Annotated in this window: 17 protein-coding genes; 12 read left to right on the top strand and 5 right to left on the bottom strand. The window is 62.0% G+C overall.

From position 1 onward, the window contains the following. Positions 1-96: 96 nt before the first annotated feature. The 3 genes from ACYHH6_RS18060 to ACYHH6_RS18070 all read left to right on the top strand — a co-directional run bounded on the left by ACYHH6_RS18060 (position 97) and on the right by ACYHH6_RS18070 (position 8,675). Positions 97-6,315: an amino acid adenylation domain-containing protein gene (locus ACYHH6_RS18060; RefSeq protein WP_352587870.1), complete on the top strand. Its 6,219-nt coding sequence runs from the start codon at positions 97-99 to the stop codon at positions 6,313-6,315. Further along, positions 6,308-7,960, top strand: a complete 1,653-nt coding sequence (locus ACYHH6_RS18065) for an AMP-binding protein (RefSeq protein ID WP_352587631.1) — start codon at positions 6,308-6,310, stop codon at positions 7,958-7,960. The genes ACYHH6_RS18060 and ACYHH6_RS18065 overlap by 8 nt, the downstream gene beginning before the upstream one ends. A 103-nt stretch (positions 7,961-8,063) precedes the next feature. Beyond that, positions 8,064-8,675 (top strand): sulfotransferase family protein, encoded by a 612-nt coding sequence (locus ACYHH6_RS18070; protein WP_112566611.1) that lies wholly within the window; start codon positions 8,064-8,066, stop codon positions 8,673-8,675. A gap of 101 nt (positions 8,676-8,776) precedes the next feature. On the opposite strand, the gene ACYHH6_RS18075 is transcribed toward ACYHH6_RS18070, so the two are convergent. The 3 genes from ACYHH6_RS18075 to ACYHH6_RS18085 all read right to left on the bottom strand — a co-directional run bounded on the left by ACYHH6_RS18075 (position 8,777) and on the right by ACYHH6_RS18085 (position 10,297). Beyond that, positions 8,777-9,508, bottom strand: coding sequence for a DUF2270 domain-containing protein (locus ACYHH6_RS18075; RefSeq protein WP_352587635.1), 732 nt, complete (start codon positions 9,506-9,508; stop codon positions 8,777-8,779). 160 nt (positions 9,509-9,668) lie between these two features. After that, positions 9,669-9,899: a hypothetical protein gene (locus ACYHH6_RS18080; protein WP_352587638.1), complete on the bottom strand. Its 231-nt coding sequence runs from the start codon at positions 9,897-9,899 to the stop codon at positions 9,669-9,671. A 95-nt stretch (positions 9,900-9,994) separates the two neighbouring features. Beyond that, positions 9,995-10,297: a hypothetical protein gene (locus ACYHH6_RS18085; RefSeq protein ID WP_352587641.1), complete on the bottom strand. Its 303-nt coding sequence runs from the start codon at positions 10,295-10,297 to the stop codon at positions 9,995-9,997. Positions 10,298-10,600: 303 nt separating this feature from the next. Here ACYHH6_RS18085 and ACYHH6_RS18090 point away from each other — a divergent pair, with 303 nt between their 5' ends. From ACYHH6_RS18090 to ACYHH6_RS18125, 8 genes are all read left to right on the top strand, one after another. Further along, a complete protein-coding gene (locus ACYHH6_RS18090; RefSeq protein WP_352587644.1) occupies positions 10,601-11,743 on the top strand; it encodes a helix-turn-helix domain-containing protein in 1,143 nt (380 codons plus the stop codon). A 419-nt stretch (positions 11,744-12,162) separates the two neighbouring features. After that, positions 12,163-13,812, top strand: coding sequence for a putative bifunctional diguanylate cyclase/phosphodiesterase (locus ACYHH6_RS18095; protein ID WP_112566697.1), 1,650 nt, complete (start codon positions 12,163-12,165; stop codon positions 13,810-13,812). 315 nt (positions 13,813-14,127) lie between these two features. Then, positions 14,128-14,601, top strand: a complete 474-nt coding sequence (locus tag ACYHH6_RS18100; protein ID WP_488500455.1) for a ubiquinone biosynthesis methyltransferase UbiE — start codon at positions 14,128-14,130, stop codon at positions 14,599-14,601. Beyond that, positions 14,598-15,776 (top strand): methyltransferase domain-containing protein, encoded by a 1,179-nt coding sequence (locus ACYHH6_RS18105; protein WP_352587650.1) that lies wholly within the window; start codon positions 14,598-14,600, stop codon positions 15,774-15,776. Before ACYHH6_RS18100 ends, ACYHH6_RS18105 begins: the two co-directional genes overlap by 4 nt. Next, entirely contained in the window at positions 15,773-18,139 is a 2,367-nt protein-coding gene (locus tag ACYHH6_RS18110) for a SpoIIE family protein phosphatase (protein ID WP_352587874.1), read from the top strand. The genes ACYHH6_RS18105 and ACYHH6_RS18110 overlap by 4 nt, the downstream gene beginning before the upstream one ends. Before the next feature lie 2 nt (positions 18,140-18,141). Further along, on the top strand, positions 18,142-18,702 hold the full coding sequence (locus ACYHH6_RS18115) for a slr1658 superfamily regulator (RefSeq protein ID WP_162712409.1): 561 nt from the start codon (positions 18,142-18,144) through the stop codon (positions 18,700-18,702). Positions 18,703-18,720: 18 nt separating this feature from the next. Continuing rightward, a complete protein-coding gene (locus tag ACYHH6_RS18120) occupies positions 18,721-19,059 on the top strand; it encodes a slr1659 superfamily regulator (protein WP_352587652.1) in 339 nt (112 codons plus the stop codon). A gap of 307 nt (positions 19,060-19,366) precedes the next feature. Further along, positions 19,367-20,035: an ATP-dependent DNA ligase gene (locus ACYHH6_RS18125; RefSeq protein ID WP_352587655.1), complete on the top strand. Its 669-nt coding sequence runs from the start codon at positions 19,367-19,369 to the stop codon at positions 20,033-20,035. Between the two features lie 49 nt (positions 20,036-20,084). Here ACYHH6_RS18125 and ACYHH6_RS18130 read toward each other — a convergent pair whose 3' ends face one another. Both ACYHH6_RS18130 and ACYHH6_RS18135 read right to left on the bottom strand, forming a co-directional pair. Beyond that, positions 20,085-22,307, bottom strand: a complete 2,223-nt coding sequence (locus ACYHH6_RS18130; protein WP_352587658.1) for a sensor domain-containing diguanylate cyclase — start codon at positions 22,305-22,307, stop codon at positions 20,085-20,087. 208 nt (positions 22,308-22,515) lie between these two features. Next, positions 22,516-22,704, bottom strand: a complete 189-nt coding sequence (locus tag ACYHH6_RS18135; RefSeq protein ID WP_352587660.1) for a hypothetical protein — start codon at positions 22,702-22,704, stop codon at positions 22,516-22,518. A 179-nt stretch (positions 22,705-22,883) separates the two neighbouring features. On the opposite strand from ACYHH6_RS18135, the gene ACYHH6_RS18140 reads away from it, so the two are divergent. Next, entirely contained in the window at positions 22,884-25,172 is a 2,289-nt protein-coding gene (locus tag ACYHH6_RS18140) for a cation:proton antiporter domain-containing protein (RefSeq protein ID WP_352587663.1), read from the top strand. The last annotated feature ends 63 nt before the right edge of the window (positions 25,173-25,235 follow it).

Raw genomic sequence — 25,235 nt, forward strand, 5'->3', positions numbered from 1 at the left:
AGGGGTGGCTTTATTTCTGAGCAAAATCGATCTCGGGGCCGGGACCTGATCGACACGATCCGTGGCCATGTGAACCGGCATGCACGATCGCAGCAGGTGGCGCTGGTGGCCGCAGGCAGTGCGCCTCTCACCTATGAAGGGCTGGGGCGCCAGATCCGCTATGTCGGCGAAAGGCTGGCGCTGGAAGGCGTCGCGCCGTCAGACCGCGTCGCCTTGCTGCTGCCCGAGGGCGCGCAAGCCGCAGTGGCGATCGTGGCGGTCGCCGCCAATGCGGCATGCGCTCCTCTTAACCCCGGATGGCCCGTCTATGAGCTTGAAGCACAGCTGGCCGCACTGCGCGCCAGAGTGCTGATCGTGCCGGATGGCTGGCAATCGCCGCTGCTTGACGTCGCGGCGTCGCTGAACATGCGCATCCTGCACCTGCTTGCCGAGCCCGGCTTGGTGGCCGGGCTTTTCTCGCTGCAGGGCGGGGACGGGGCGCATGGCGATGACCGGCCGCTGGCAGTACAACAGGATGCCGCAACGCCGGACGATACCGCGCTGCTGCTGTTCACGTCGGGCACGTCGGCGCGCCCCAAGCTGGTGCCGCTGAGCCAGCGAAACCTCTGCGTTTCGGCACAGGACATCGCCGGGGCGCTGGATCTTGGGCATGCCGACCGCTGCCTGGGCGTGATGCCGCTCTTTCACATTCATGGCATCAGCTGCCTTTTGGCGTCGCTGGTTTCAGGCGGCTGCTACATCAGCATGGCCGGCTTCTCTACCGACAGCTTCTTTGGTTGTCTTGGCGAGTTCAGGCCAAGCTGGTATTCGGCATCGCCGACCATTCATCGCGCGGTCCTCGATCAGATCCATCTGTGTCGCGCCGACCCACGCCAAAGCGGCTTGCGCTTCATTCGCTCGGCTTCGGCGCCAATGCCGTCGCAGTTGATCGCGGATATCGAAACTGTGTTCAACGCGCCGTTCATCGAGGCCTACGGGATGACCGAGGCGGCGCCGCAGATTGCGAGCAACCGCCGTCCTCCCTTCGAACGCAAGCCTGGCTCCGTTGGCAAGGCCGCGGGTCCCGCAATCGCCATCATGGATGAGGCCGGGCATCTCCTGCCGCCCGGGGCCACTGGCGAGGTGGTCATTCGCGGCGCCAATGTCATGCACGGCTACGATGGCGACCCAGCCGCCAACGAAGCCGCGTTTGTCGATGGCTGGCTGCGGACAGGCGATGTGGGTCATCTTGATGCCGAAGCCTATCTGTTCGTCACCGGCCGGCTGAAGGACACCATCAATCGCGGCGGCGAAAAGATATCACCGGCGCTGGTGGAGCAGGTCCTGCTCGACCATCCGGCGATCGAACAGGCGGTTGTTTTCGGCGTTCCGCATCCGGTGCTCGGCGAGATCGTAGAAGCGGCAGTCGTGCTCAGGCCGGGGCACGGGCCGTCGGCTCAGCAGATACGTGGCTTTGTCGCCAAGCGGCTGGCGGGCTCGAAGGTGCCGCAGCGGATCGTTCTGGTCAATGAACTGCCTGTCGATGCCAACGGAAAGCTCAATCGGCGGCATCTGGTCCTGGCGCTCGCCCCGCAACGACAGAATGGTCAACACGATCAGTCGCAAGCCGGCGAGCCAGTTGCTCCCCGCACCGCCACCGAGCGCCGGGTGGCCGCGGTTCTGGCCGAAGTGCTGGGAAACGAACCGCCTGGCATCCATGACGACTTCTTCGATCTCGGCGGCCATTCGTTGACTGCGATGCAGGTTCTCGCCCGGCTGCGGTCGATCTTCCAGGTCGAATTGCCGGTTGATTGCATGTTTGACAGCCCGACGATCGCGCGGCTGTCGCAGCGCATCGGCGAAGAGATGGCCAATCTCGTTGCCGACGGCGCGGCGCGGCTGGAGCAAGGACCGGTGTCTGCATCCGGGCAAGGCGCGCGCATTCCCCACCGGCCGGATGGGGCATCCGCACCGCTCTCGTCCGCGCAGCAACGCGTCTATTTTCTCGACCGGATGGGCGCCGGCGGCGCCTACAACATGTCGGTTTCACTGTGGCTGACAGGGGCGCTCGACCAGCGCGCACTGGCGTTGGCGCTCGATGAAATTTGCCGACGGCACGACATCTTGCGCACCACCTTTCACATGCGCGACGGCGAGCCGGCGCAACTTGTTTCCGAATTTCGGCAAGCCAACCTGGCGATGATCGACCTGGCCGGCCTCGGGGTGAATGCGGCCACCACCGAGGCAATTCGCCTGGCCGCCCAGGATGGCGCCGAACCATTCGATCTGGCGCAAGGCCCACTGTTTCGCGCCAGCCTGATCCGGCTGGCGCCCGAGGAACATGCGCTGCTTCTGACGATGCATCACATCATCTTCGATGGCTGGTCGACCGGCGTCCTGCATGCCGAACTGAAGCAGCTCTACGAAGCATTTTGTGACGAGCGGGTATCGCCGCTGGAGGACCTGCCGCTTCAATACGGCGACTTCGCCGCCTGGCAGCAACGCAGCGCCGAGACGGCCGAGATCGAGCGTCAGACCAGTTACTGGACCCGTCGGCTCGAGGGACTGCCACCGGCCTGCACGCTGCCGGGCGACCGACCCCGTCCGGCGACCCAATCCTATCGCGGCGGCACGCTGAACATGCAGATCGACCGCCAAACGACAGACCGGTTGAAGGCCCTCGGCCGCAGCCATGATGCGACCGCCTTCATGGTTTTTCTGGCGGCGTTCAAGACATTGCTCTTTCGTCACAACGACCAGGATGATTGCATCATCGGCGTGCCGATCGCCAATCGTCCGAGGAGGGAACTGGAACAGCTGATCGGGCTTTTCGCCAACACGCTGGTTTTGCGCACGACGCTTGCCGGCGACCCCTCCTTCGTTGAATTGCTCGGCCGCATCCGATCGACGGCACTCGACGCCTACGCGCACCAGGATGTCGCGCTCGAGCGCATCGTCGAGCAACTGAAGATCCGGCGCGATCCCGGCCACACGCCGGTGTTCCAGATCATGTTCGCGTTTCAGAATGTTCCGGACGCGTCAGGTCAGCCTGTTGATGACTTGATCGGATCTGCCTTCGATCTCGCGCCGGGCCTATTGGCGCGGCCGCTGCACATCGACAAGACGACGGCGAAATTCGACCTCACTCTTTACCTGTCGGAAACCCCGCAAGGGATGGCCGCGACGTGGCAATTCAACGCCGATCTGTACGAGCCGGCCACGATCGATCGGCTGTCGCGGCAGTTCCAGACTTTGCTCGAAGGCATAGCGAGCGATCCTGCGCAAAAAGTGTCGCAACTGCCGCTGTTGCCAGAGATCGACCGTCGCCAGATCGTCATTGATTGGAACCGCACCGAAGCAGGCGAGCTGCTGGGGCAGGACTATATCAGGCTGTTCGAGGTGCAGGTCGAACGGACACCCGGCTCCGTCGCCGTGCTGGACCAGGCCCGGCAGTTTACCTACCGCGAGCTCAATGAGCGGTCCAACCGGTTCGCCCGTTATTTTCGCGGCTGTGGCGTTGTCGGCGAAACATTGACTGCTATCTGCCTGCCGAGATCTGCCGAGATGCTGGCAGTGCTGCTGGGTGTGTGGAAGGCCGGCGGTGCATTTCTGCCGCTCGACCCTGACCATCCGCCGGAACGCATCGCCTTTATGCTGCGCGATGCGGGGGCTACGCTGCTCATTACGGAAACGGCGCTGCTGCCGACATTCAGCGCGGCCACGGTGCGGACCATCTGCATCGACGCCTGCCAGCCGTCCGTCGCCGTGCAGGACCCCGGCAATCCCGGTATCAGCCCGGCCGCGGATGCGCTGGCCTACGTGATCTATACGTCGGGCTCTACCGGCAAGCCAAAAGGCGCGATGATCACACAGGCCAATGTCGGCCATTATGCTCAGGCGATGGTTCGCGCCGTCGCCATTCGTCCGGACGACATCTATCTGCACACCGCCACTTTTTCATTTTCCTCATCGATACGGCAGTTTGCCGTCCCCCTGTCATGCGGCGCGGCAGTGTCCATCGCCTCGCCCCAGGAGACAGCTGACCCACACTTGCTGTTCGAGACTGTGCGCCGCCAGGGCGTGACGGTGCTGGATCTTGTTCCATCCTTCTCGGCTGGCTGCCTGCGGGTCTTGATGTCGCTCGACCAATCCGTGCGGGTAAGGCTGCTCGACAGTCAGCTGCGGCTGATGCTGTGGGCCAGCGAGCCTTTGTCCAGCGCCCTGGTCGAAAAATGGCGGCGCCTCTGCAAGCCGGGGACGGAATTCATCAACATGTTCGGGCAGACCGAAACGACGGGGATCGTGACGATCCATCCTATTCCGGTCGAGGGCGAGACGGCGGCGATGGTGCCGATCGGCCGGCCGATCGCCAACACCCAGGCCTATGTGCTGGACGCGTCCCGCAGCCCGGTTCCGATTGGCATCAGCGGTGAGCTGTATGTCGGCGGCGCCAGCGTCGGCCGCGGCTACATCAATCATCTCGAGGCCAGCAATTTCGTGCCGAACCCGTTCAGCGCGAACGATGGCGAGCGATTGCAGCGGACCGGCGATCTGGCGCGTTATCGGCCTGACGGGACAATCGAAATTACCGGACGCGCCGACGAACAGGTCAAAATTCGCGGCTACCGCATCGAGCCGGGGGAGATCGAGGCTGCGATCCATGCGCATCCTGAGGTGCGCGAGTGTCTTGTCGGTGTTGTCGAAGAAGATGACGATGTGGGCGATGGCAAACGCCTGGTCGCTTTCGTTGCGGTCAACGAGCCTGATGATGCGCAAACGCCTGCCCTGTTCCGGCGGCTGCGCGAATTTTTGCGCCAGCAGCTGCCGCACTACATGCTGCCTCAGCGCATTGTCGTTGTGGACCGCTTGCCGCGCCTGCCGAACGGCAAGATCGACCGGCGGGTGGTGATCGCCAGGCAAATGGAGGTGCTGGCCCGGTCGAGTGCAGGCATGGTCCCGGCGAGCCGGGCCGAGCCGAGCGGAGTGGGGCAGGCCGGCGCCGAGGCAATCCTGGCGCAGGTCTGGAAAAAAGTCCTGCGGCTGGATGAGGTTGGGCTGCACGACAACTTCTTCGACCTTGGCGGTAATTCCATCCTCAGCATCAACATTGTTGTCGAAGCCGGCAAAGCCGGACTGGCTGTCGAGTTGCGTCAGCTCTACCAGCACCAGACAATCGCCGATCTGGCACGCGCCATTGCTCGGACGAGCCCGGGAAAGACAGCCGCGACGCTCTCGGCAACGGGCACAAATCCGGCGAAAATCCTTGTGACCATCGAAAGCCTTCGCGCCTACGGCCGCGAAGCGCTGACACGGGCCGGATTGACCCCGAAGGGTGCGGAGATCGTCACCGAAGTGCAGCTCGAGGCAAGCCTGCGCGGACAGCCGACGCACGACATGGTCAGCATCCCGCGTTATGCCTCGCGGATTGCTGCGGGCAAGATCAACCCACGGCCGCAAATCCGTATAGAGCACGAGAGCACCACCATCGCGCGCATCGATGGCGACAATGGTCCGGGCCAGTGGGTCAGCACGGTGGCGATGGACCTCGCCATCGAAAAGGCAAGCAGGGACGGCATCGGCATTGTCGCTGTGCGCCGCTCAAACCATTTCGGCGCCGCCGGCCACTATGTCTGGCAAGCGGCCAGGAGAGGCCTGATCGGTTTGTGCACAACCAATGGACCGCTGATCCTGGCGCCGACGGGCGGCGTCACGCCGACATTCGGCAACAATCCGCTCGGGGTCGGCATTCCGGCAGGGCGGCATTTCCCGATCCTTCTCGATGTCGCCATGAGCGTCGCGCCGCGCGGCAAGATCGGCCTGTCGGTTGCCGAAGGCAGTCCGTTGCCCGTGGGCTGGATTCTCGACCGCCTCGGACGCCCTTCGACGGACCTCGGCGATCTCGCCGCCGGGCTCGGTGTGCCGATCGGCGGTCACAAGGGGTATGGCCTGGCCCTGGTCATGGAAGTTCTTGCCGGCGTGCTCAGTGGCGCCGGTTTTGGCGCCGACCACCATCACGACAGGCTGCGTGAGGGCGCCCCCGACTACGGCCATTTCTTCATGGCGCTCGATCCCGAGCGGTTCATGCCGGCATTGGACTTCACCCGGCGCGTCGATCGGCTGATCGAGCAGACCAGCAACGGCGAACGCGCCGAAGACGCCAGCGAAATCCTGGTTCCCGGCGAGATGGAATTGCGCACCCGGCAGCAGAGCCTGAGCGAAGGTGTGCGATTGCGTCCATCGACCTACAGGGCGCTCGTCGCCTATGCACGCAAGGCCGGGCTCGACGCCGAACTGGATGTCGTCAGCGAAAAGCAACTCGCCGAGAGCCATGGTTGAGCCGGCGATGTCGTTCGACCGGGCCGAGCTGGACGAGAGCATCCCGGCGCGCTTCGACAAAGTGGTGCGCAAACACACCGGGCACGTCGCGATCGGCGGCGCCCGGCCATGGACATATGGCGATGTTGAACGGCGCACCAATCAATTGGCCCGGGCGATCCTCGATCGCACGCAGCCTGGGCGCGGATGCGTCGCCTATCTCGTTGACCATTCGCCTGACATGGTGATCTGTGCGCTGGCGGCACTGAAGGCGGCAAAGGCATTCCTTTGCATCCATCCGGGAATGCCGCCAAAAGCCCAGCATGACATCGTCAGCGATGCAGCACCTGATCTGCTGCTTGCCGACGCGGCGCATGCAACGGCGGCGCGCGGGCTGGTCGATGACAGCAGGCGGGTTCTGCTGCTCGATGACATCGACGCGGGCTACTCCGCGGATGCACTGCATGTGGCAGTCGACCCCAGCGATCCGGCCGCGATCTTTTACACCTCTGGAAGTACCGGGCGGCCAAAGGGAGTGGTGAAGAGCCATCGCGCAGTGTTGCATCGGGCCTGGCTCTGCGCTCGATATGACGGAGTGAACGCGGCGGACCGGCAGTCGCTTCTGACCTATAGCAGTTTCGCCTCATCGGAGGCCGATGTCTTCGGAGCTCTGCTCAACGGCGCTACGCTGGAACTCTACGATGCCGCATCGCGTGGCCTTGGCGACCTCGGGGCGTGGATCGATGCGCGTCGCATCACGCTGCTGCACCCGCCCGTCATGCTGTTTCGCAAATGTCTTGAGATGATCGAGGGCAGCGGCCTGCATCCCTCGGTTCGGCTGGTGGCATTGGCGGGCCAAACGGTGATTGGCTCCGATATCGAGCAATGGCGCAGTCGCTTCGCCAAATCCTGCGCCTTGCGTCATCGCTTCTCTTCCACCGAAGCCGGCCACATCGCCGTGGCGTCGGTGGCTCCGGGCGAGACGCTTGCGCCGGGCACCGTACCACCACCGCGCGCGGTCACCGACAAGTCCCTCCTGATCGTCGATGAAGACGGTCAACCGGTCGAGCAGGGAGGCGCCGGCGAACTCGTCGTTCGCAGCGCGTTTCTGGCCGACGGCTATTGGCGGCAGGAGTCCGAAACGGCGAAGTATTTCCACGACGACCCCGATTTTCCGGACCAGCGCCTGTTTTACACCGGCGACATCGGACGTTTGTCGGGTGATGGCAGTTTCGAATTCATCGGGCGCCGAGACGACCAGGTGAAGGTGCGCGGCTACCGCGTCGAAACACGGGAAATCGAGCAGGCCTTGATGCTGCTTCCAACTGTCAGCGAAGCCGCTGTCGTCACTGAGCTTCGCCAGGACGCACACCAGCTTGCTGCCTTCGTGGTGATGAAGCCGGGCGCATTGTTTCAAGCCGAAAGCTTGCGGGCCGGGTTGCGGCCGATCCTGCCGAAATGGAAGATTCCAGCTCGTATCCACGCGATCGAAACATTGCCGTTGACGCCGACCGGCAAGATAGACCGGCCGCTGCTCCAGCAGTATTTGCAAGCCCGCAGACTTGCCGAAACCGGCGATGACGCGCCTGATAGGAATGCGGACGGGCTGACTGCAAGACTGATCAAGATATGGCAAGGGCTTTTCGGCCGCCCGCGCAACTGGTGACATCGGGCTCCGGGCAGCCCCTCCGATCTCAAGAGGAAACCGCTTACGGTTATGGCCATGGACAAATGACCGACCTCGGCCGGTTCGAACCCGGAAGGAAAATATGTCGATCAAGGTGATCGGGACGGGCTTTGGCCGCACCGGAACGGATTCGATGCGCGAAGCGCTGACGATACTCGGCCTAGGCCCCTGTCATCACATGTCCGAAGTCATCGCCAACGAGGAGCAGAAGCGGCTCTGGCGTGCACTGGCGAAGGGGGCTGCGCCTGATTGGAGCGAGCTGTTTGCCGGCTATGCCTCCTGCATGGACTGGCCATCGGCGCATTATTGGCGCCAGCTGATCGAGGTCTATCCCGATGCCTCGGTCATCCTCACCTGGCGCTCGCCGGAAAGCTGGTGGCAGAGCTTCGAGAAGACCATCCTGGCCGGCATCAGCCAGCTCCAGGATCAGGAGGCGCTGGGCATTTCCCTGATCGCCAAGCAGGTCTTCGGCGGCAAGGCGCATGATCGCGCGACCGCGATCGCCCTCTATGAAGCCAACGTCGCCGCGGTCATGGCGACAGTTCCGCCGGAGCGGCTGCTGGTCCATAAACTGGGCGACGGCTGGGAGACCCTGTGCGCGCATCTGCGCGTTCCAGTGCCCGACCGGCCCTATCCCAACCGCAACGATACCAGGGAATTTCAGGCGCAGTTCGGGCTGAACCGGCGGTGCTGAGCAAGGTCGGCGGCTTCGCCAAATCCGCTGCACGACCGGTGATGCCGACCGCCTGCGAAACAATTGCATCCAAAACCCGATTGCGCTTTCGGGGACAATGTTCAGACATGCACGGTGCCATGCGACAGTTCGCCCTCGTCGCTCGAGATGAGGAAAGCGGCGGCAAGCATGCCGACATAGAGCAACCCGACCATGCACACCACATAGATGCCCGGAACAGCGCCGAGCTGCGCCACGCGCGCGGCATCGAGGAACGACGCGCCGAAACCGATCGGCGATCCTTCGCGTTGCAGGCTGGGCGTCGTGATCTTCAGCACCCAGGCCAGCGTCAGGATCGTGTACATGAAGATGTAGTTGCGGCGCAGCCGGCGCACCAAAGCCGCGCGCTGCGAAATCAAGAAGCGCGGCGAACGCAGGCCCTCGCCAACGATGGCCAGCCAGTTGGAGGCGTAGTCCGGCTGCGGCGAGAAGATCTGTGCGAAGTAATAGCGCTCGAACTGGCGCACCCTGGCCCGGTAGACGTCGAAGAAGCGGTAACGCCGCGCCTCGATCCACAACAGCAGTGTGATCAAAAGCATGGCGAACAGCAGCACGCCGTGATGGGCGCTGGGTGTCGACAGAGAGACAGAGAGCATTGCGGCGACGACGGTGATCGCCCAGTTGCTGGTGCGGTCCAGACGGTCGCGCCAGCCGGCCATGCGGGCTATCTCGGCGCGATGGAAATGTGACATGGTGGTCGCGAGTTCCGATGAGGTGAGCTTCAGCGCGAACGCATCCGACACCCGCGGCGCTGCTGCCGCCTCGGCTGGCTTCACAGTCTGGACCTGGGACATCCCTTTGCCATGCGCCTCCCAACGCCATGGCCGGCCGAAACGACGCCGGCCACCCCCAAAATCCACAACGCGCGGTCGGCTGAAACGTTCCAGCCTCTTTCCATGGAGGGGTTTATGCGCTCAGCCATACCCGCTCGGCTACGCGATCGAATACGGTGCGCTAATGCCCGCTTCCCGCGACCTTTTGCCGGCGAGACCTGACGGCTCCCAGCAGTTCGCGCTCGCTGGTGTGAGCATTTCGAAAAATGGCCACAACCATCACCGCCAGGATTTCGGCGTCCGGGTCCAAGGGGTTGAGATGTTCATCCGCGCAGACCTGATCGAACACGTGTTCGCAAACAGCCAGATCGTGGGGGCTGAGGCAGGTGCGGTTGAAGCGCTCACGCGGCATTTTGGTGCGAACCTTTCAGGGCCCGCTGCCCGACGAGTCGCTGAGGCGATGGAATGCTCCAGCGATAATATCGTCGACAGTGTATTGCGGTGAGTTTACTCGTTTCCTGACGATTGAACGGTCAGCAATCCCAAAATTTCCGCGCACTCACGAGCTTTATACTGACCAATGTTCATCAACTGGTAGTAATCATGGCGCTTGTTTTCCGGGATATGAAAGCCGCGCCTAAAATCGGCCGCCTCCTTCGGAGTTCGAGTGCAGCCGATTTTACTGGCTGTGACTTTCAAACTTGCCAGTGAGCATCCGATCCTAGCCGCAATATCCTTCAACGGCTCGTTGTTAACGTATCCGTCAAGAATTATCTTGCGACGAGCTTCGCTGTTGAGCTTTGCGTTCATTTATAGGGTCTCCCCAACTACGCTTCCACAATGCTCAACTCTATATGCGGCGGGCTGAAGAGTGTCGTTAGCGTCGCATCCAGAAACTTATCTCGGAATGCATTTCTTGCTGTTACTCAGCGTTATCGCCGGCTCTGTCGACGCGAATTCCGCTGTAGTTGGCAGGGTTGCGGCTGTGGTCATCGAACGGCTTGATCTGGCTGATCTGTCGATATCGGCCTCAAAGTCTTGCCAGATGCCCGAAGTACACCACATGATTGAGAGGGGCATGGGGCATACCCGAATCGGATATGGCACCACGCGATGGACGCAAAAAAGCCAGACGAGGCACCTGCGAGGCGGCCGCCGGAGCGTGATCGACGTCGTTGGCCGCGCGAAGCTCAACCTCACAACGAGTCAGCTTCGCCACTCGCGCCGGCCCTCGAGCCTTTGTCCTTTTCAACGCTCGAACTGGCGCCAGAGGATCAATTAGCCGCCTGGCAAGCGCATATGGCTCCGCTTGTCGAGGTCAAGTTGCCGGATGACAAATCGCCGGACGATGGCTTTCCCGCCGACCACAGGGCCTGGAACCTCGGTGGCATGCTGATCGTTCAGCAGCACGCTCCGGCACACAGTTACATCCGTTCTGCCGCCAAGCTTCGGTCCAGTTCGATCGATCACTGGTATATCGCCTTGCCACGTACTGGCCGGTCGTGGACGGAGGTCGATCGCCGCGTTGCAGAAGGCCAACCGGGCGAATTGGAGATCAGGTCGCTTGGCTATCCGTTTCGCGGGAGGACAACGGACTCCGAAAGTCTCCTTCTGTATATGCCGCGTGATTTGTTCTCTGATGTGGCCGCAACCCTCGACGCGAAGAACAATTCAATTCTGTTCGGCAACGTTGCCGGCCTCTTGGTTGACTACGTCAACAGCATCGAAGCAAGACTGCGCAGTCTCACGGCCGAAGATCTGCCCCGCATCGTGCACGCAACACGCAGCATGATCATTGCCTGCCTCGCGCCGCCGGCGGAGCATGCTGCCGCCGCCGAACAATTGGCGGGTGTCGCGCTGATGGAGCGAGCGCGCCGATACGTCCAAAACAATCTGGATACGCCTCATCTGACACCGGATTCAATGTGCCGGGCGCTCGGCGTATCGCGCTCTCGTCTCTATCAGTTGTTCGAACCTAGCGGTGGTGTTCTCCATTACATACAAAGCCGCCGGCTTCTGGCAGCCCATATTGCGCTTAGCGATCCGGCGGACAGCCGGCGCATCGTTGAAATTGCCGAAGCCTTCGGGTTTAGTTCAGCCGCTAATTTCAGCCGGGCATTCAGCAAGGAATTCGGTTACAGCCCCCGCGAAGGCCGCGGGACGGTGGTGTTGCCGCGCCCGGCCCACTCTGCTTCGCTTGCCGAACACCAGAAGGCCTCTTCCTTTGAAGGTTGGCTCAAAGCGCTGGGAAGCTGAAACAGGATCGGCGATTTTTGGACGGACCGGGCTCAAAAAGGTTGCCGGGCGGGGAAGGCCACACCGCCTCATGGACCACAATATTTTCGTGTCGCGTCCACCGCGCCATCAATCATATGGCTAATTCCCACCACTTGCCGATTTATTGACGAACTGTGACTGGTCATCATTATCGACAATTTGCCGCCAATCACTGCCGGGCATACATTGCAACTACGCAGCACGCGGAACTTGTTAAGACTGCCAGTTGAAAGTTTGCCAAGCCTGACAGTTATGCTATTTCTGGACTGGGGGAGGCGAATTTGCACCGCCTATGGAGGTGGCTCTTGCACCCAGAGGCATCAGGCGTCGGCACGGAGAGTGAGGAGCACTCCTCAAGCGATGTTCCACGCGCCGGCGAAGCGCTTCTCGCTGACCTTTTGGCAAACACGACCGAACTTTTGTCGTTCTATGACCGCGACTTCTGCCTGACGCACTACGCAACCAAGCTCAAAGGCGTGTACGGAGGCGCGGTAGCGCCGGGTGCCGCCGTTTGGGAGATCTACCCGAGCTTCCTCGATGCGGGGTACCGCGACGAATTTCTTCGTGTGTTCCACGGCGGCACTCCGGCAAGCATCGACTTGCCGCGATCATCGGACGAAGCGCCCCGTTCCGTTTTCGTCTTCGCCGCCGCGAATGGTGTGGGAATCATCGAGACAAGGGGGCACGGCGAGCGGAGCGCGGCGGAGGAGCAGGAGCATGTAATTCTGCTCCATCAGGCGACGCACGACGTGCTGACCGGACTGCAGAATCGGCGGCGGTTCGGCGAGCGGCTACAGCAGGCGCTCGCGGCCATCGGCGGAGCAAAGCCGAAAGCCGCCCTGCTGCAAATCGACCTCGACGATTTCAAAGCGGTCAACGACACGCTCGGTCATGGAGCCGGCGACACGCTTCTTCAACTCGCAGCGGGTCGAATCCGCGACGCGCTGCAGGACGGCGAATCCGCGTACCGGTATGCCGGCGATGAGTTCGCCGTCATCCAATTGGGAAAGGATCAGCCTGCGGAAGCCGAGCGCCTCGCAGGATCGCTGGTCGACGCGTTCAAGGAGCCGTTCGTCATCAACGGCATTCCCGTCTTCGTCGGCTCGAGTATCGGAATTGCTTTCGGGCCGGAGCACGGTACCGATGGCGAGCAGTTGATGAAAGCCGCGGACATTGCTCTTTACGCAGCCAAGACGGATGGACGCGGTTGCGCTCGAACGTTCAACCGTTCGATGCTGCTCTTGCTCGAGCAACGCGAGAATCTGAGGCGCAACCTTCGAACCGCGCTGGAGCGGGGCGAGCTTTATTTGGAGTATCAGCCGCTCATTCGGTCTCCCGCATCGGTGATCGGTTTCGAAGCGCTACTACGGTGGCGGCACCCCGAGATCGGAATCATTCCACCCGGCGTGTTCATACCGATCGCCGAGGCGGACGGTCTGATGGACGAGATTGGACGATGGGTGCTTGAGGAGGCCTGTCGCCAGGCATTGACGTGGCCCTCCTCGCTGACGATCGCAGTGAACCTGTCGCCTGCTCAGTTCCTTAGCGGATCGCTGACTGACACCGTGGCTCAGGTCATCGACGCAGTTGGAATCCGGGCCGACCGACTTGAACTCGAGATAACCGAAACGGTTCTTCTCGAGAAGACGATCGACAATATCGACACGTTAAACACTCTGAACGTCTTGGGAATACGAATATCGCTCGACGATTTTGGAACATACTACTCATCGTTGAGCTATCTTAAGAACTTTCCCTTCGACACGTTGAAGATAGATCAGTACTTCATTGCGGACTTGGGGACCGATCTCAAAAGCCAGACCATCGTGCGATCGATCATAAATCTGGCGCACGGCCTGGGAATAAGCGTCACCGCCGAGGGGGTCGAGACGTCGGCACAGGCGCGGTGGCTGATCAAGGAGAATTGCGATTGCCTGCAGGGCAATTTCCTGGGACGCCCACTCGGAGCCGATGCAATTGGCAATTTCATCAGACGATCCCAGCTGAGGGTGGTGCGAGCGATGGAGGAATCAAATCGGGCGGTTTAGAGCGGTTTGATAGAACCACTGATCCTAAGTATTTGTTTTTACACAAATCCGGACGGAAAACCGCTACGCATGTTTCCTGGAATTGCTTTGCACCTTGCACCCTTTGTTAACGGTGAAGTGGAGATTTGTGGAAACGATCGAGGCAGATACCGCTCAATTCTTCGAGTCGGTGCAAGAGTGACTCATCACGGCGCGGGGTGAAATTTTTCGTCGCGGAGACTATCGCCTTACCAGGGCTCAATGCTGATGGAACAAGGGAGGATGCCTATGGGACCTGTTCATCATAAGCTGGCTGGCGAGCCGACTTTTGCGCCCATGATCCAGATCGACATGGAAATCAAAGCTTTCGTCTCCGCCTGGAGACACTGCGATTATGCCTCGACATACATGGCCCGGATGATCAGTCAAAACAGATCAGACTCGGTCCGGCATTCAAATCTCTTTTCCTCTGCCCTCAATGAATTGCTGGAAGTCGCCTTTCGTACGCGCCATGCCGGTGGTGAACTGGCATGCAGGGTGTCCCGCCACGGCGCGACGGACAGGATCGAACTGACGTTCCCATGCGTGCCAGAGGAGCGCGAATTCTATGAAGAAGCCGTGTCACGCGTCGCAGGAACAGAGGCCAGGGAGCGATACCTCAATTCGGTGTCTGGGGATCTCGCGCCCAGCCGGGAGGTCGTGCTCCTGGAACTGGCTGTCGACTACAACGCGGCACTCAGGGTGGAGGAAGCCGATGGTGATGCAATCAAGCTTGTCGTGGATCTCCCGCTTGAGGGCCTGCAACATTGAGCCCTTACGACCTCCTCCCACGCTTCAAGGCGCAATATGACGCCAACAGCCAGGAGTTCTCCATATCCGGGGTGGTCCGGCCTCAGGCAATCGATGAGCTTGGGCCCAGCATAGCATTGCTCCGCGATGCGATCGGCCGTGTGCGCGGCGTTCTCTACGTCAATGTCAGACGCCTGACGCAGATGAACAACGCCGCGTTTCACGCCTTTTCGAGGATCCTCATCGACGCCTGCCGCGCTCGGCCCGATCTCAAATTCGTCGTCATCACGTCAAGCGTCGTCGGATGGACCTCGCGAAAATTCGGTCGCTTGAGCGGAATCGAGCCGAACATCACGGTCGAGGAGTATGACAGCGAATTCTATCCGGGACAGGGCTTCCTCGAGGAAGGCGGGTTCGTTCCGATCCTGCGTTCACAGACGAAGATGACCTGGCGCCACGAGCGCGCAATCTTGCCGCGACACGGCATGAGGCAGGGGATCGTCATGGCCGACATCTGTTGCGGGATCGGCGATTTCGCCGTGCTCGTGCAGAAGGAGTTCCAGCCATCGCGGATCGTCGCCCTCGACCACTCCATATCGAGCCTGAACTATGCTCGACAGGTGATGCGGGAGTTCGATATCCGGGGCATCGAATATACCTATGGCGATGCGTCGGAGATGCTGCTCGACGAAGCGCAGTTCGACCTGGTGACCTGCCGGCATTCCCTTCAGATATTCAATCGGCCTGAACTCATCCTCAAGGAGCTCTACCGCATATGCAAGCCGGGCGGGCGGGTCTACATCACCAACGAGAAGAATTCGCATTGCCTCGGCGAGCCGCGCGCCGAAAGCATCCGCTGGACCTATAACGAGGTGGCGAAGCTGTTCGGACATTTCGAGATGGACGTCGAGCTTGGACCCAAGAGCCGGCGATATCTGATGGAAGCAGGATTCGAAGACATCCGTGTGGAGACCTTCATGGTCACTAACCTGGACGGCGATCCGCAGGACTTCGCCGATGTCATTGCGGCATGGGCGGATGTCTATGCAGGCGAGATGGCGACCAGGCGCGGCGATGGACCTGAGTTCGTCTCACAGTTCCGGCAGGGTTTCGAGGACCACATTTTCGCTGCGCTCCACCCCAAAGGTTATGCGGGTTGGCCGATCTGGGTCGCATCGGGGCGACGGCCGCAATGAAAGCCGACAATGAGCCTACACCGCGCTTCGGCCTGCGCTCCTTTCGAGCGAAATTCGTGTTGGTCGTTGGCGGCGCCGTCCTGTTCGACCTCCTGCTGAGCGGTGGCCTGGCCCTTTGGAACGTTCAGAAGCTGTCGCGGGACGCAACATCGGAAGTCGGTGAGGGCCTGACGACCGCAAACCAGGAATACATTCGTTCCTATGCCGAATCGACAGCGTTGAGCGTCGATCTGCTGCTCGATCGGGTTCACGGCGACGTCAAGGCGCTGGCTGGCGTACTGCAGGCCCAGATCAACGAACCGACGAGGCAGCAAGAGGTCGGAGCGACGCTTTCGCATGAAGCGCCCGGCTCCGTGAAGGTCGTCTACGACGCGCAGGGCGATTGGGCGCAGAACCTGCCCGGCGCGCCTTCCGTGGTCAGTGTCTGGGGCTACCTGCTGGGCGCCGACCACGCTCCGCTGCCGGGCGTTCAGAAGGAAATAGATGACAGTACCGTGATCGATCTCGTCGCGCCGACTCTCATGGCCAGCGGATCGTCCAAACTGCAAATGTACTATATTGGTCCAAAAGAACGGCCGATCTTCAGGACGGTGCCGTATACGGACCAGGCGCAGACCTTCGACAAGCTTTATCCGGGCCACAACAAGGCGGAGTTCTGGGAGTTCTTCTTTCCGGGAATCTATGGTTCATGGCAGCAATGGGCCAGGGATCCGGGGTCGCGTCCGGTCCCTGACGACATCACCCAGACAGCGCCTTACACCGATGCAATCACGGGAAAGCTGATCGTCAGCTTTTTCCACCCGCTGTGGACGCGCGATCGCACCGGTATCGCAGGTACGGCCGGGGCCGACATCACTCTCGATCAGCTCGCGGAAGTCGTCGAAAGGGTGAAGATCGCTGAAACCGGGTTCGGCTTCCTCACCATGTCGACTGGCAATGTGGTGGCGATCAATCCGTCGGGCCAGGCGATCATCGGCCTGACCTCATCGAGCGACGCGGGCACGCAGGGCGTCACCGGCCTGGAGCGGTCCCTGCGGGGAAGTACGCAGCCGGCTATCGCGTCGCTGCCTCTCGGCCAGAACAATGACGGTGTCATTCAGCATATCATGCTCGACAACAAGGGCGAACGCGTACCCTACATTGTTGTCCTCAAGCGACTGAAGCCGACCAATCTGTGGAGTTCGGGACCGATCAAGTCCGAAACGATGTCAGTCGGGATCGTCGTTCCCGAACGGGAGATCTATGCGTCCCTGTTTGCCGCGCAGAAGAGTATTTCGCGCGCAACCAATCGTATCCTGCTCTTTCAGATCGGTGCGATCATCGTTTCGCTTCTGATTGTTTTCGCAGCCGTGCTCGGAATTTCGAAGCGGATCACCGCGGGCCTCAGGGCGCTTGCCAGTGCCGCCCAGCGGCTCCAGACCAAGGACTATTCAGTCCGCGTCAGCATTCCGACGCGCGACGAGGTTGGTGCCGCTGGCATCGCGTTCAACCGCATGGCCGAGCAGATCAGCTTCCACACGGAAAACCTCGAGCAACTCGTCGACGAACGAACCAGAGAGCTCGGCGACGCCAATCAGGAGATTTCCGCTCTCAACGAAAAGCTGCAGGACGAGAACGTCCGCCTCGGCGCCGAGCTCGCGGTTGCCAAGCAGATCCAGTTGATGGTCCTGCCGAAACCATTCGAACTCGAAGCGATTCCGGGGCTGGAGATCGCAGCCTACATGCGGCCGGCCGACGAGGTCGGCGGTGACTACTACGACGTCCTGCAGAACGGATCACGGATCAAGATCGGCATCGGCGACGTGACCGGTCATGGTCTCGAGAGCGGCGTGCTGATGCTGATGGTCCAATCCGTCGCACGCGCGCTGCAGGAGACCGACGAAGCGGATCCGCACCAGTTTCTGGATCGGCTGAACAGAGCGATCTACAAGAACATCGAGCGGACGAACACCGGCAAGCATCTCTCGCTGGCCTTTCTTGACTTCGAGGATGAGCGGGTAACGCTATCCGGCCAGCATGAGGACGTTCTCGTCGTGCGTGCGGACGGGGAGGTCGAACGCATCGATACGCTTGATCTGGGTATGCCGGTTGGTCTGGAGAATGACATCTCGAAGTTTATCGACACGCGTGACATCCAGTTCGAGAGTGGCGACGTGATCGTGCTGCACACCGACGGTGTGACCGAGGCGGAGGATCAGGACAAAAGGCTATTCGGGTTCGAGCGCCTCTGCCAGAGCGCAAAAAAACGTTACGGCGGGAGCGCCGAGGACATCAAGACCGGGATCATCGAGGATCTGATGGCCCATATCGGAGTCCAGAAGATCCATGACGACATCACCCTCGTGATCATAAGGCACACATAGCAATGACAACGCTGTTCGGTACCCCTGACATTGCAATCGGGATGAAGGAGAGCGTCAGTCGCGTTCGGCTGTTCGACGGACCTCTCGACTTGAGTTGGCGTCATTGTGCCACGACCTCGGACTTCATCGCCGATCTTTTCGCGTTGCGCTTCCGGTCGTCCCGCAATGACTACATCGAAGTGCGGCACAGCATCGGATATCTGGTCAACGAGCTCATCGAGAACGCCGTCAAGTTTCGCGCACCGGGCGAGATTGTGATCGAGGCGTCGATGGATTCGGAGTGCTTCAAGCTCAAGGTGTCGAATGACGTCGATGGTAAAAACGCCTCCGAGTTCAAAAACCTCTTGGCGGACATCACGGTTGGCGACCCCAGAGACCTGCTGATACAGCGAATTGAAGCGAATGCCGCGAGCCCCGACGTGTCACGCTCCGGACTCGGATTGCTGACGTTGATGAGCGACTATGGCGCACGCCTGGCCTGGATATTCAGCTCCGCCGACGAAAGCGATCGGATTTGCCTGGAAACCTACGCCTCCATTCCGATCTCGCAAACGCACAACTAGAAGAAACGAAGCCAGGTCATGGAAATCAAGACAGACGACTACCGAGTGTGGAACGAAGGAAGCGATATTTTCTTCGACGGCGCTATGCGGCTTGCCAGTTCCGAGGCCGGTGCGCCCATCATGGCTCTGGCGACCAGTGTTCTTGCCTCAAATCCCGCTTCCATTACACTCAATCTGAAGGACCTTCACTTTCTCAACTCTTCTGGCATCAACCTGCTGGCGAAATTTACCATCGAGGTACGCAAGCATCCCGATGTTCGACTCGTCGTGCGTGGAACGCCCGACATACCCTGGCAATCGAAATCACTGCCGAACCTGAAGAAGCTGCATCCCACCCTGGTGCTTTTGATGGACTAAGGCTTGTTGGTCTTCAGGCCTGAAGACCAACAGGCCTAACTGGGTCGTCTAAATTGGCCAAGGGACTGCGTGAGCCAGCGGCAATCCCGGGTAGCATCGACCAGTCGGTGCGAGAGCGCCGCACCGAGAGCGAGATATGTACGCCAGGATAAGTATCTGGATGCGAAGCTAACGACATTCCGGCCTCATCCGTAGATGTTCGCGATAGTCCGGCGGGGGCTCGGCACAGGCGGCAGGCGTCCAGATAGCTGGGGTGTCGCTGCCTGTGCCGACGACGCCCCCCGCTACGCGGTCAAAGGTGTCCGTCTTGAGTAAGCGTAGCAAGGTCAGCGGCCGCCGGCTGGAGTTCATTCCGCCGCAAATCCCGACTCTGGTCAAGCAACCGCCCGAAGATGAGGGATGGGTTCACGAGGTCAAGTTCGACGGCTACAGGACGCAGCTCATCATCGATCAAGGTGGCGTGCGTCTTTTCAGTAAGAACGGCCATGACTGGACGGCAAAATACTGGCCCATCGCGCTGGCAGTCGAGCTGCCATGCAGGGCTGCCATTCTCGACGGCGAGGTCATTGTAGCCGGTGGGCAAGGCGCTCCCGATTACCCTGCGCTGGAAGCCGCGATCTGGAATGAGCCGAGCCGGCTGGTGTTCGTGGCGTTCGACATCCTCCATCTCGATGGTCGCAATCTTGCCCCCTTGCCCCTGCTGCAGCGCAAGCACGCGCTGTGGCAACTGGTTGAGCCTGGCGCCGGCAAGATCCGGTACAGCGAGCATTTCGACGGCGATGCGCTGGCGATCCTTCGCGCCATCGACAAGATGGGGCTTGAGGGCATCATCTCGAAGCGCGCCGACGGCCGCTACCGGAGCGGACCGTCGACCACATGGCTGAAGGCTAGATATTTCGAGGAAGGCGATTTCCGAATTGCCGGACGTCATTCACCAGCCTGGCACGGCTCCAATGGCCCTGATGGCCACGCGTGACGGCGAGAGATGGTAAATCGGCAGCGCTGATTGCAGCTCGGACCGCCGGTTAGCCCTTATTGTCCACAGTCGCTTTCGCGGCGGCCGATACCAGCTGGATCGCGGGCCGCTCGCCGGGAGCTCCGCTCTTGGCGACGACGACGCGGTCGCGTCCTTCGCCTTTGGCATCGTAGAGCGCGTGGTCGGCGGCATTGGTGATTTCTGCCCAACCCGACCCATGCTCGGGGTAGGCGGCGACACCGAACGAGACCGTCACGGTGCCCAGCGTGCGGCCGCGATGCGTCAGGTGAAGCTGCCTGATTGCCTGGCGCAGTGCTTCCGCCCGCTCGGCGCCTTCCTCGAGCGAGCATCCCGGCATGACGATAGCGAATTCCTCCCCGCCGTAGCGCGACACCACGTCGCTTTCGCGCGCGTGCTCGATCAATGTGGCGGCGACTTGCTTCAAGACGAGGTCGCCCGCTTCGTGACCGAACGTGTCGTTGAACTGCTTGAAATGATCGACGTCGAGCATGAGGATCGTCAGCGGCTGGGCCGAGCGCTCCATCCTGCGCAGCTCACGGCTGCTCGTTTCCTCGAGATAGCGCCGGTTGAACAGGCCGGTGTTCGGATCGCGGATCGATTGCTGCCGCAAGGTCTCACGCAGGCGCAGATTGGCCAGCGCCAATGCCAGCGTGTCGACGACGCCGCGCAGGATCTGCTGCCTTTCAGCCAGCCATTGCGGCCTCTCGACCGCGTTCGGTTCGCACAGATGCAGGATGCCGAGCGTCTCGCCTTGCGCCGCCAGCGGCATGCAGACATAGCCCTTCTTGCCATTCTCGGTAATATGGGCGCAGCGCGGCGTCAGCATGCCCGGGCCGGCGACATGCTCCTGGCCGCGCCGCAGCGCCCAGCAGTCTTCCGGCGCAAATTGCGTGGCGCTCGACCGCACGTCGCCCCAATGCGCCATCTCCTCGACCAGATTGCGCGAGGCGCTGGTCAAATGCACGGTTCCGCTCAAGCCGCCGAGGAACTCGGTCATGGCCGTGCCGACCACTGAAAAAGCTTCGGGGAAGGTCACGCAGGCCTGCAGCAGCTCGCCAAGCTTGACCAGGCGGGTGGTGGTCTCCGACTTCTCGTGCAGTTCGCGGTTAAGCACCGCCAGCTGATCGGCACGCTCGTTGACGACCCCTTCGGCGCGGCGCAGCTCGCTGATGTCGTTGAGGGTGAGGACCAGACCGCCGTCGGATCGGCTGAGCGGACTGCAGCTGGCGATAACCGGCAGATGAGATCCATCGGATTTGGTCAGACGCACCTCGCCCTGGTGCTGGCGGCCGGTGGCCAAGGCCATTTCGATCGGTGAAGCGCCGGCTGCGAACGCACCGCCTCTCGGGTCGCGCACCGTCAGCACAGCATCCCATTGCTGCCCGACGATCTTGTCGGCGCGGCGCCCGATCATCGTTGCGGCCGCCGGATTGGCGCTGGCGATGTGGCCGTCGCTGTCCAGCACCGCGATGCCTTCGGCCGCCGTCTCGACGATATCCTCGACATGCGCCCGCGCCGATGCAAGCTGGTCCGCCATGATGTTGAACCCGTCGGCCAGCTGTCCGAACTCATCCTTGCGGGCATGGCTGATGCGGGTCATGGCATTGCCCTTCGCCAGCGCTTCCATGCCGCCCATCATATCCTTGAGGCCGGAGCCGAAACGGCTGAGCAGCATCCATGCAAACCCCACCGCGACCAGCACGGCCGCCGCGGCGCTGAGACCAACCAGCCAGAGCAGGCTGTTGGTGCGCTGTTCGGCTGCATGCAGAACGGGATCATATTCTAGCAGCACGGCGCCGATGATCGTATCCTCGGGATATTCGATCGGCACGGCGAGTATGGCGTTGACTTCCTCCGGGTCGACGAATTTGCGCGGGACGCCGTCTTCCAGCGTCTGTCCGATCTCGTTGCCGGGATCGTGATCGAACTTGTCGCCGACTTGGTGCTCTTCGTCGGCCGCATGGGCGACGACAGTCTTGTTGCGGTCGAGGACCAGGAAATCCCGGTGCATGCGGCGGTGCTGGTGCTCCATGAATTGCTTGAGCGCATCAGGCCGCTCGAAAAGCGAAGGCGTCCCGTCGGAAGGCTTGAAGACAATGGTGTCGGCCAGTTCGCGCGCGACCTTGGTCGCTTCGGTAAGTCCAAGATATTTGGTCGCGGCGATCTGCGTGAAGATGGCAACGCCGCCAACCAGCCCGATCAAGGCCGCGGCGCTCACCATGCTGAGGATGATCTGGCTTCTAATGCGCATGACACGAATCCGCCGAGGATACCGGCACCCTATACGCTGGATCGAGCCTGTATTTCATCGCCTGTCTTTTATTACCAAATGCTTATCAACGTGCTAACGGCGAGCCCGAACCTTGTCTCGTCGAACGCGATCAAAGACGGGCGATTGCCGGCTCGTCAGCCGATGGCATGCCGAGGCCGCTCCTACCCGAAGCGGCCTCTTCGTGGGACTACCGCAGCCTTGCCGACCGTGGAAAATTCACCACCTCCGCCATAGGCCGTGTGTACTGGGCCGCAACGATCGCTTCGATCAGCAGGTCGAGCGCCGCAAGGGCCTCGCTGCTCGTTTCGTCGTCGCCGCGCAGATAGTGGCCGGCCCGCTCCAGATGCAGCCGGGCGGCGGCAAAGTCGCTTTTCATTAGCTTCTCCTTATTGCCCGCCGTGCGCCGAACATGTGCGACTCGCTTTACCCGAAAGCAAACATCCACAGCCGCCTTTGAATCGAATTGTCCTGATCTCGCCGGATGTGCTGGATGGGAGCGGCACCCGTGCAACCGATGTCGCATGCAACCGTTATTTCGGGCAGAATGAGGGGTGCATGTCTTTATCGTTCCCGCACAAATGGCGCTGGCTTGTCGCGACCGCGGCGGCGACCCTGTTGCTCACCCCGGGCGCTGCCTTGCCGGCTGAAAAGACCGGCATGTCCAGCGAAGGCATTTTCGTTCTGGAAATCATCCTGCTGCTGGTCGTCGGGCGCGGCCTCGGCGAGCTGCTCGAACGCATCGGCCAACCGGCCGTCATGGGTCAGCTCATCGGCGGCATCCTGCTCGGACCCTCGCTGCTCGGCTGGCTTTGGCCTGAGGCGGAGCGTCTGGTTTTCTCCGGCGACGCCTCGCAAAAGATCATGATCAACGCCATCGCCCAGCTCGGCGTGCTGATGCTGCTCCTGCTCACCGGCATGGAGACCGACCTCAGACTGGTGCGCAGGGTCGGCCGCGCCTGCTTCTCCATCTCCGCCGCCGGCGTCGCGATTCCCTTCGTGCTCGGCTTCGCGGCGGCGCAGGCCATGCCTGCGTCGCTGCTCGCCGAGGGCAGCGAGCGCGTCGTCGCCGGCCTCGTCCTCGGCACCGCGCTGTCGATCTCCTCGGTCAAGATCGTCGCAATGGTGGTGCGCGAGATGAACTTCATGCGCCGCGACCTCGGCCAGATCATCGTCTCCTCGGCGATCATCGAGGACACGATCGGCTGGGTGATCATCGCCATCACAATCGGCATCGCGACCAAGGGCCGCATCGACCTCGGCAGCCTTGCCTTCACGCTTGCGGGCGTCGCCGCCTTCATGGCCTTTTCCTTCACCCTCGGCCGCCGCATCGTCTTCGACGCCATCCGCTGGACCAACGACAGTTTCAGCAGCGAATATGCCGTCGTCACCGTCATCCTCGCCATCATGGGCGTAATGGCTTTGATCACCGAGCTGATCGGCGTCCACACCGTGCTCGGTGCCTTCGTTGCCGGCATCCTTGTGGGCGAGTCGCCGATCCTGTCGCGCCACATCGAGAGCCAGTTGCGCGGCGTCATCACGGCGCTGTTCATGCCGGTGTTCTTCGGTGTCGCTGGTCTCTCGGCGGACCTCACCGTGCTCCTTGATCCGCAACTTGCGCTGCTCACCGTGGCGCTGGTTGCCATCGCCAGCTTCGGCAAGTTCGCCGGCGCCTTCACCGGCGCGGAGTTGGCCGGCATGAGCCGCCGCGAGGGCATCGCGGTCGGCTGCGGCATGAACGCGCGCGGCTCGACCGAGGTCATCGTCGCCTCGATCGGCCTTTCGATCGGCGTGCTTTCGCACAACCTCTTCACCATGATCGTCACCATGGCCGTCATCACCACGCTAGCGATGCCGCCGACGCTGCGCTGGGCACTTGGTCGCCTGACACTCGGCGAGGCCGAAAAGAAGCGGCTGGAGCGCGAGGAGGTCGACCAGCGCGGCTTCGTCGCCAATCTGGAGCGGCTGCTGGTGGTGGCCGACGAAGGCGTCGTCGGCCGCTTCGCCGCCTACATGGCCGGCGTGATCGGCGCCGGCAAGCCGATGACAGTGCTGCATGCCGGCGGCGAGAACGAAGCCGAGCCGGGAGTGGAACCGAAGCTGGAGGAGATCGAGAAGGGGGCCGAGCACAACCGCGAGGCGGCGAAGGAGGCCGACGAGCAGCCCGCCGCCAAGGCTCCCGTCACCCGCAGGCACGGCAGGCACGTATCGGCCGAGACCGTGGCGAAGGAGGCGCGCAAGGGTTACGGCATGCTGATTGTCGGGCTCGGTCGCGCGCTTACCGCCAAGGGCGGCTTCAGCCGCCGCCTCGACGAGATCGCCGGTGCCTTCGACGGTCCGCTTTGCCTGGTGCTGAAACCCGCCACCGCCGGCCGGCAGATGCCGAGGCTCGGTCCCGAGTCGGGCCGGATCCTGGTGCCGGTCAACGGCACGTCGGTCGCCCGCCGGGGCGCCGAGCTGGCGCTTGCCATTGCCAGCGTCACCGGCGCGCCGGTCAAGATGCTCTATGTTGCGCGGGTCGGCCGCGACGAGCCGCGCGACACCGTCTCGCATCGCCGCAGGGAGGCGGTGCTGAAGGACATTGTCGCGCTTGCCGACCGCTACGGTGTCGAAGTCGAGACCGCCATCCGCAGCAGGGCCGCCGCCGCCGATGCCATTGCCCGCCAGGCTGGCAGGGGGGTGGCGTTGATCGTCATGGGCGTGGCGCGGCGCCCGGGCGAGGAACTGATGTTCGGCGAGACGACGAGCGATGTGCTGCAGCGCTGCCGCTGCCCGGTGGTGCTGGTTTCCGACGAGCGGCTGCCTCGCGAAGACACCCGCGTGGCCTCGCGCTCCAGCACCGGTTGACAGGGCAGGGCGGCGATCCGATTGTCGGCGCCTCCATTCCGCATCTGGTCATCGAAAGGCAGA

It is taken from the genome of Mesorhizobium sp. P171375 (assembly GCF_057786075.1).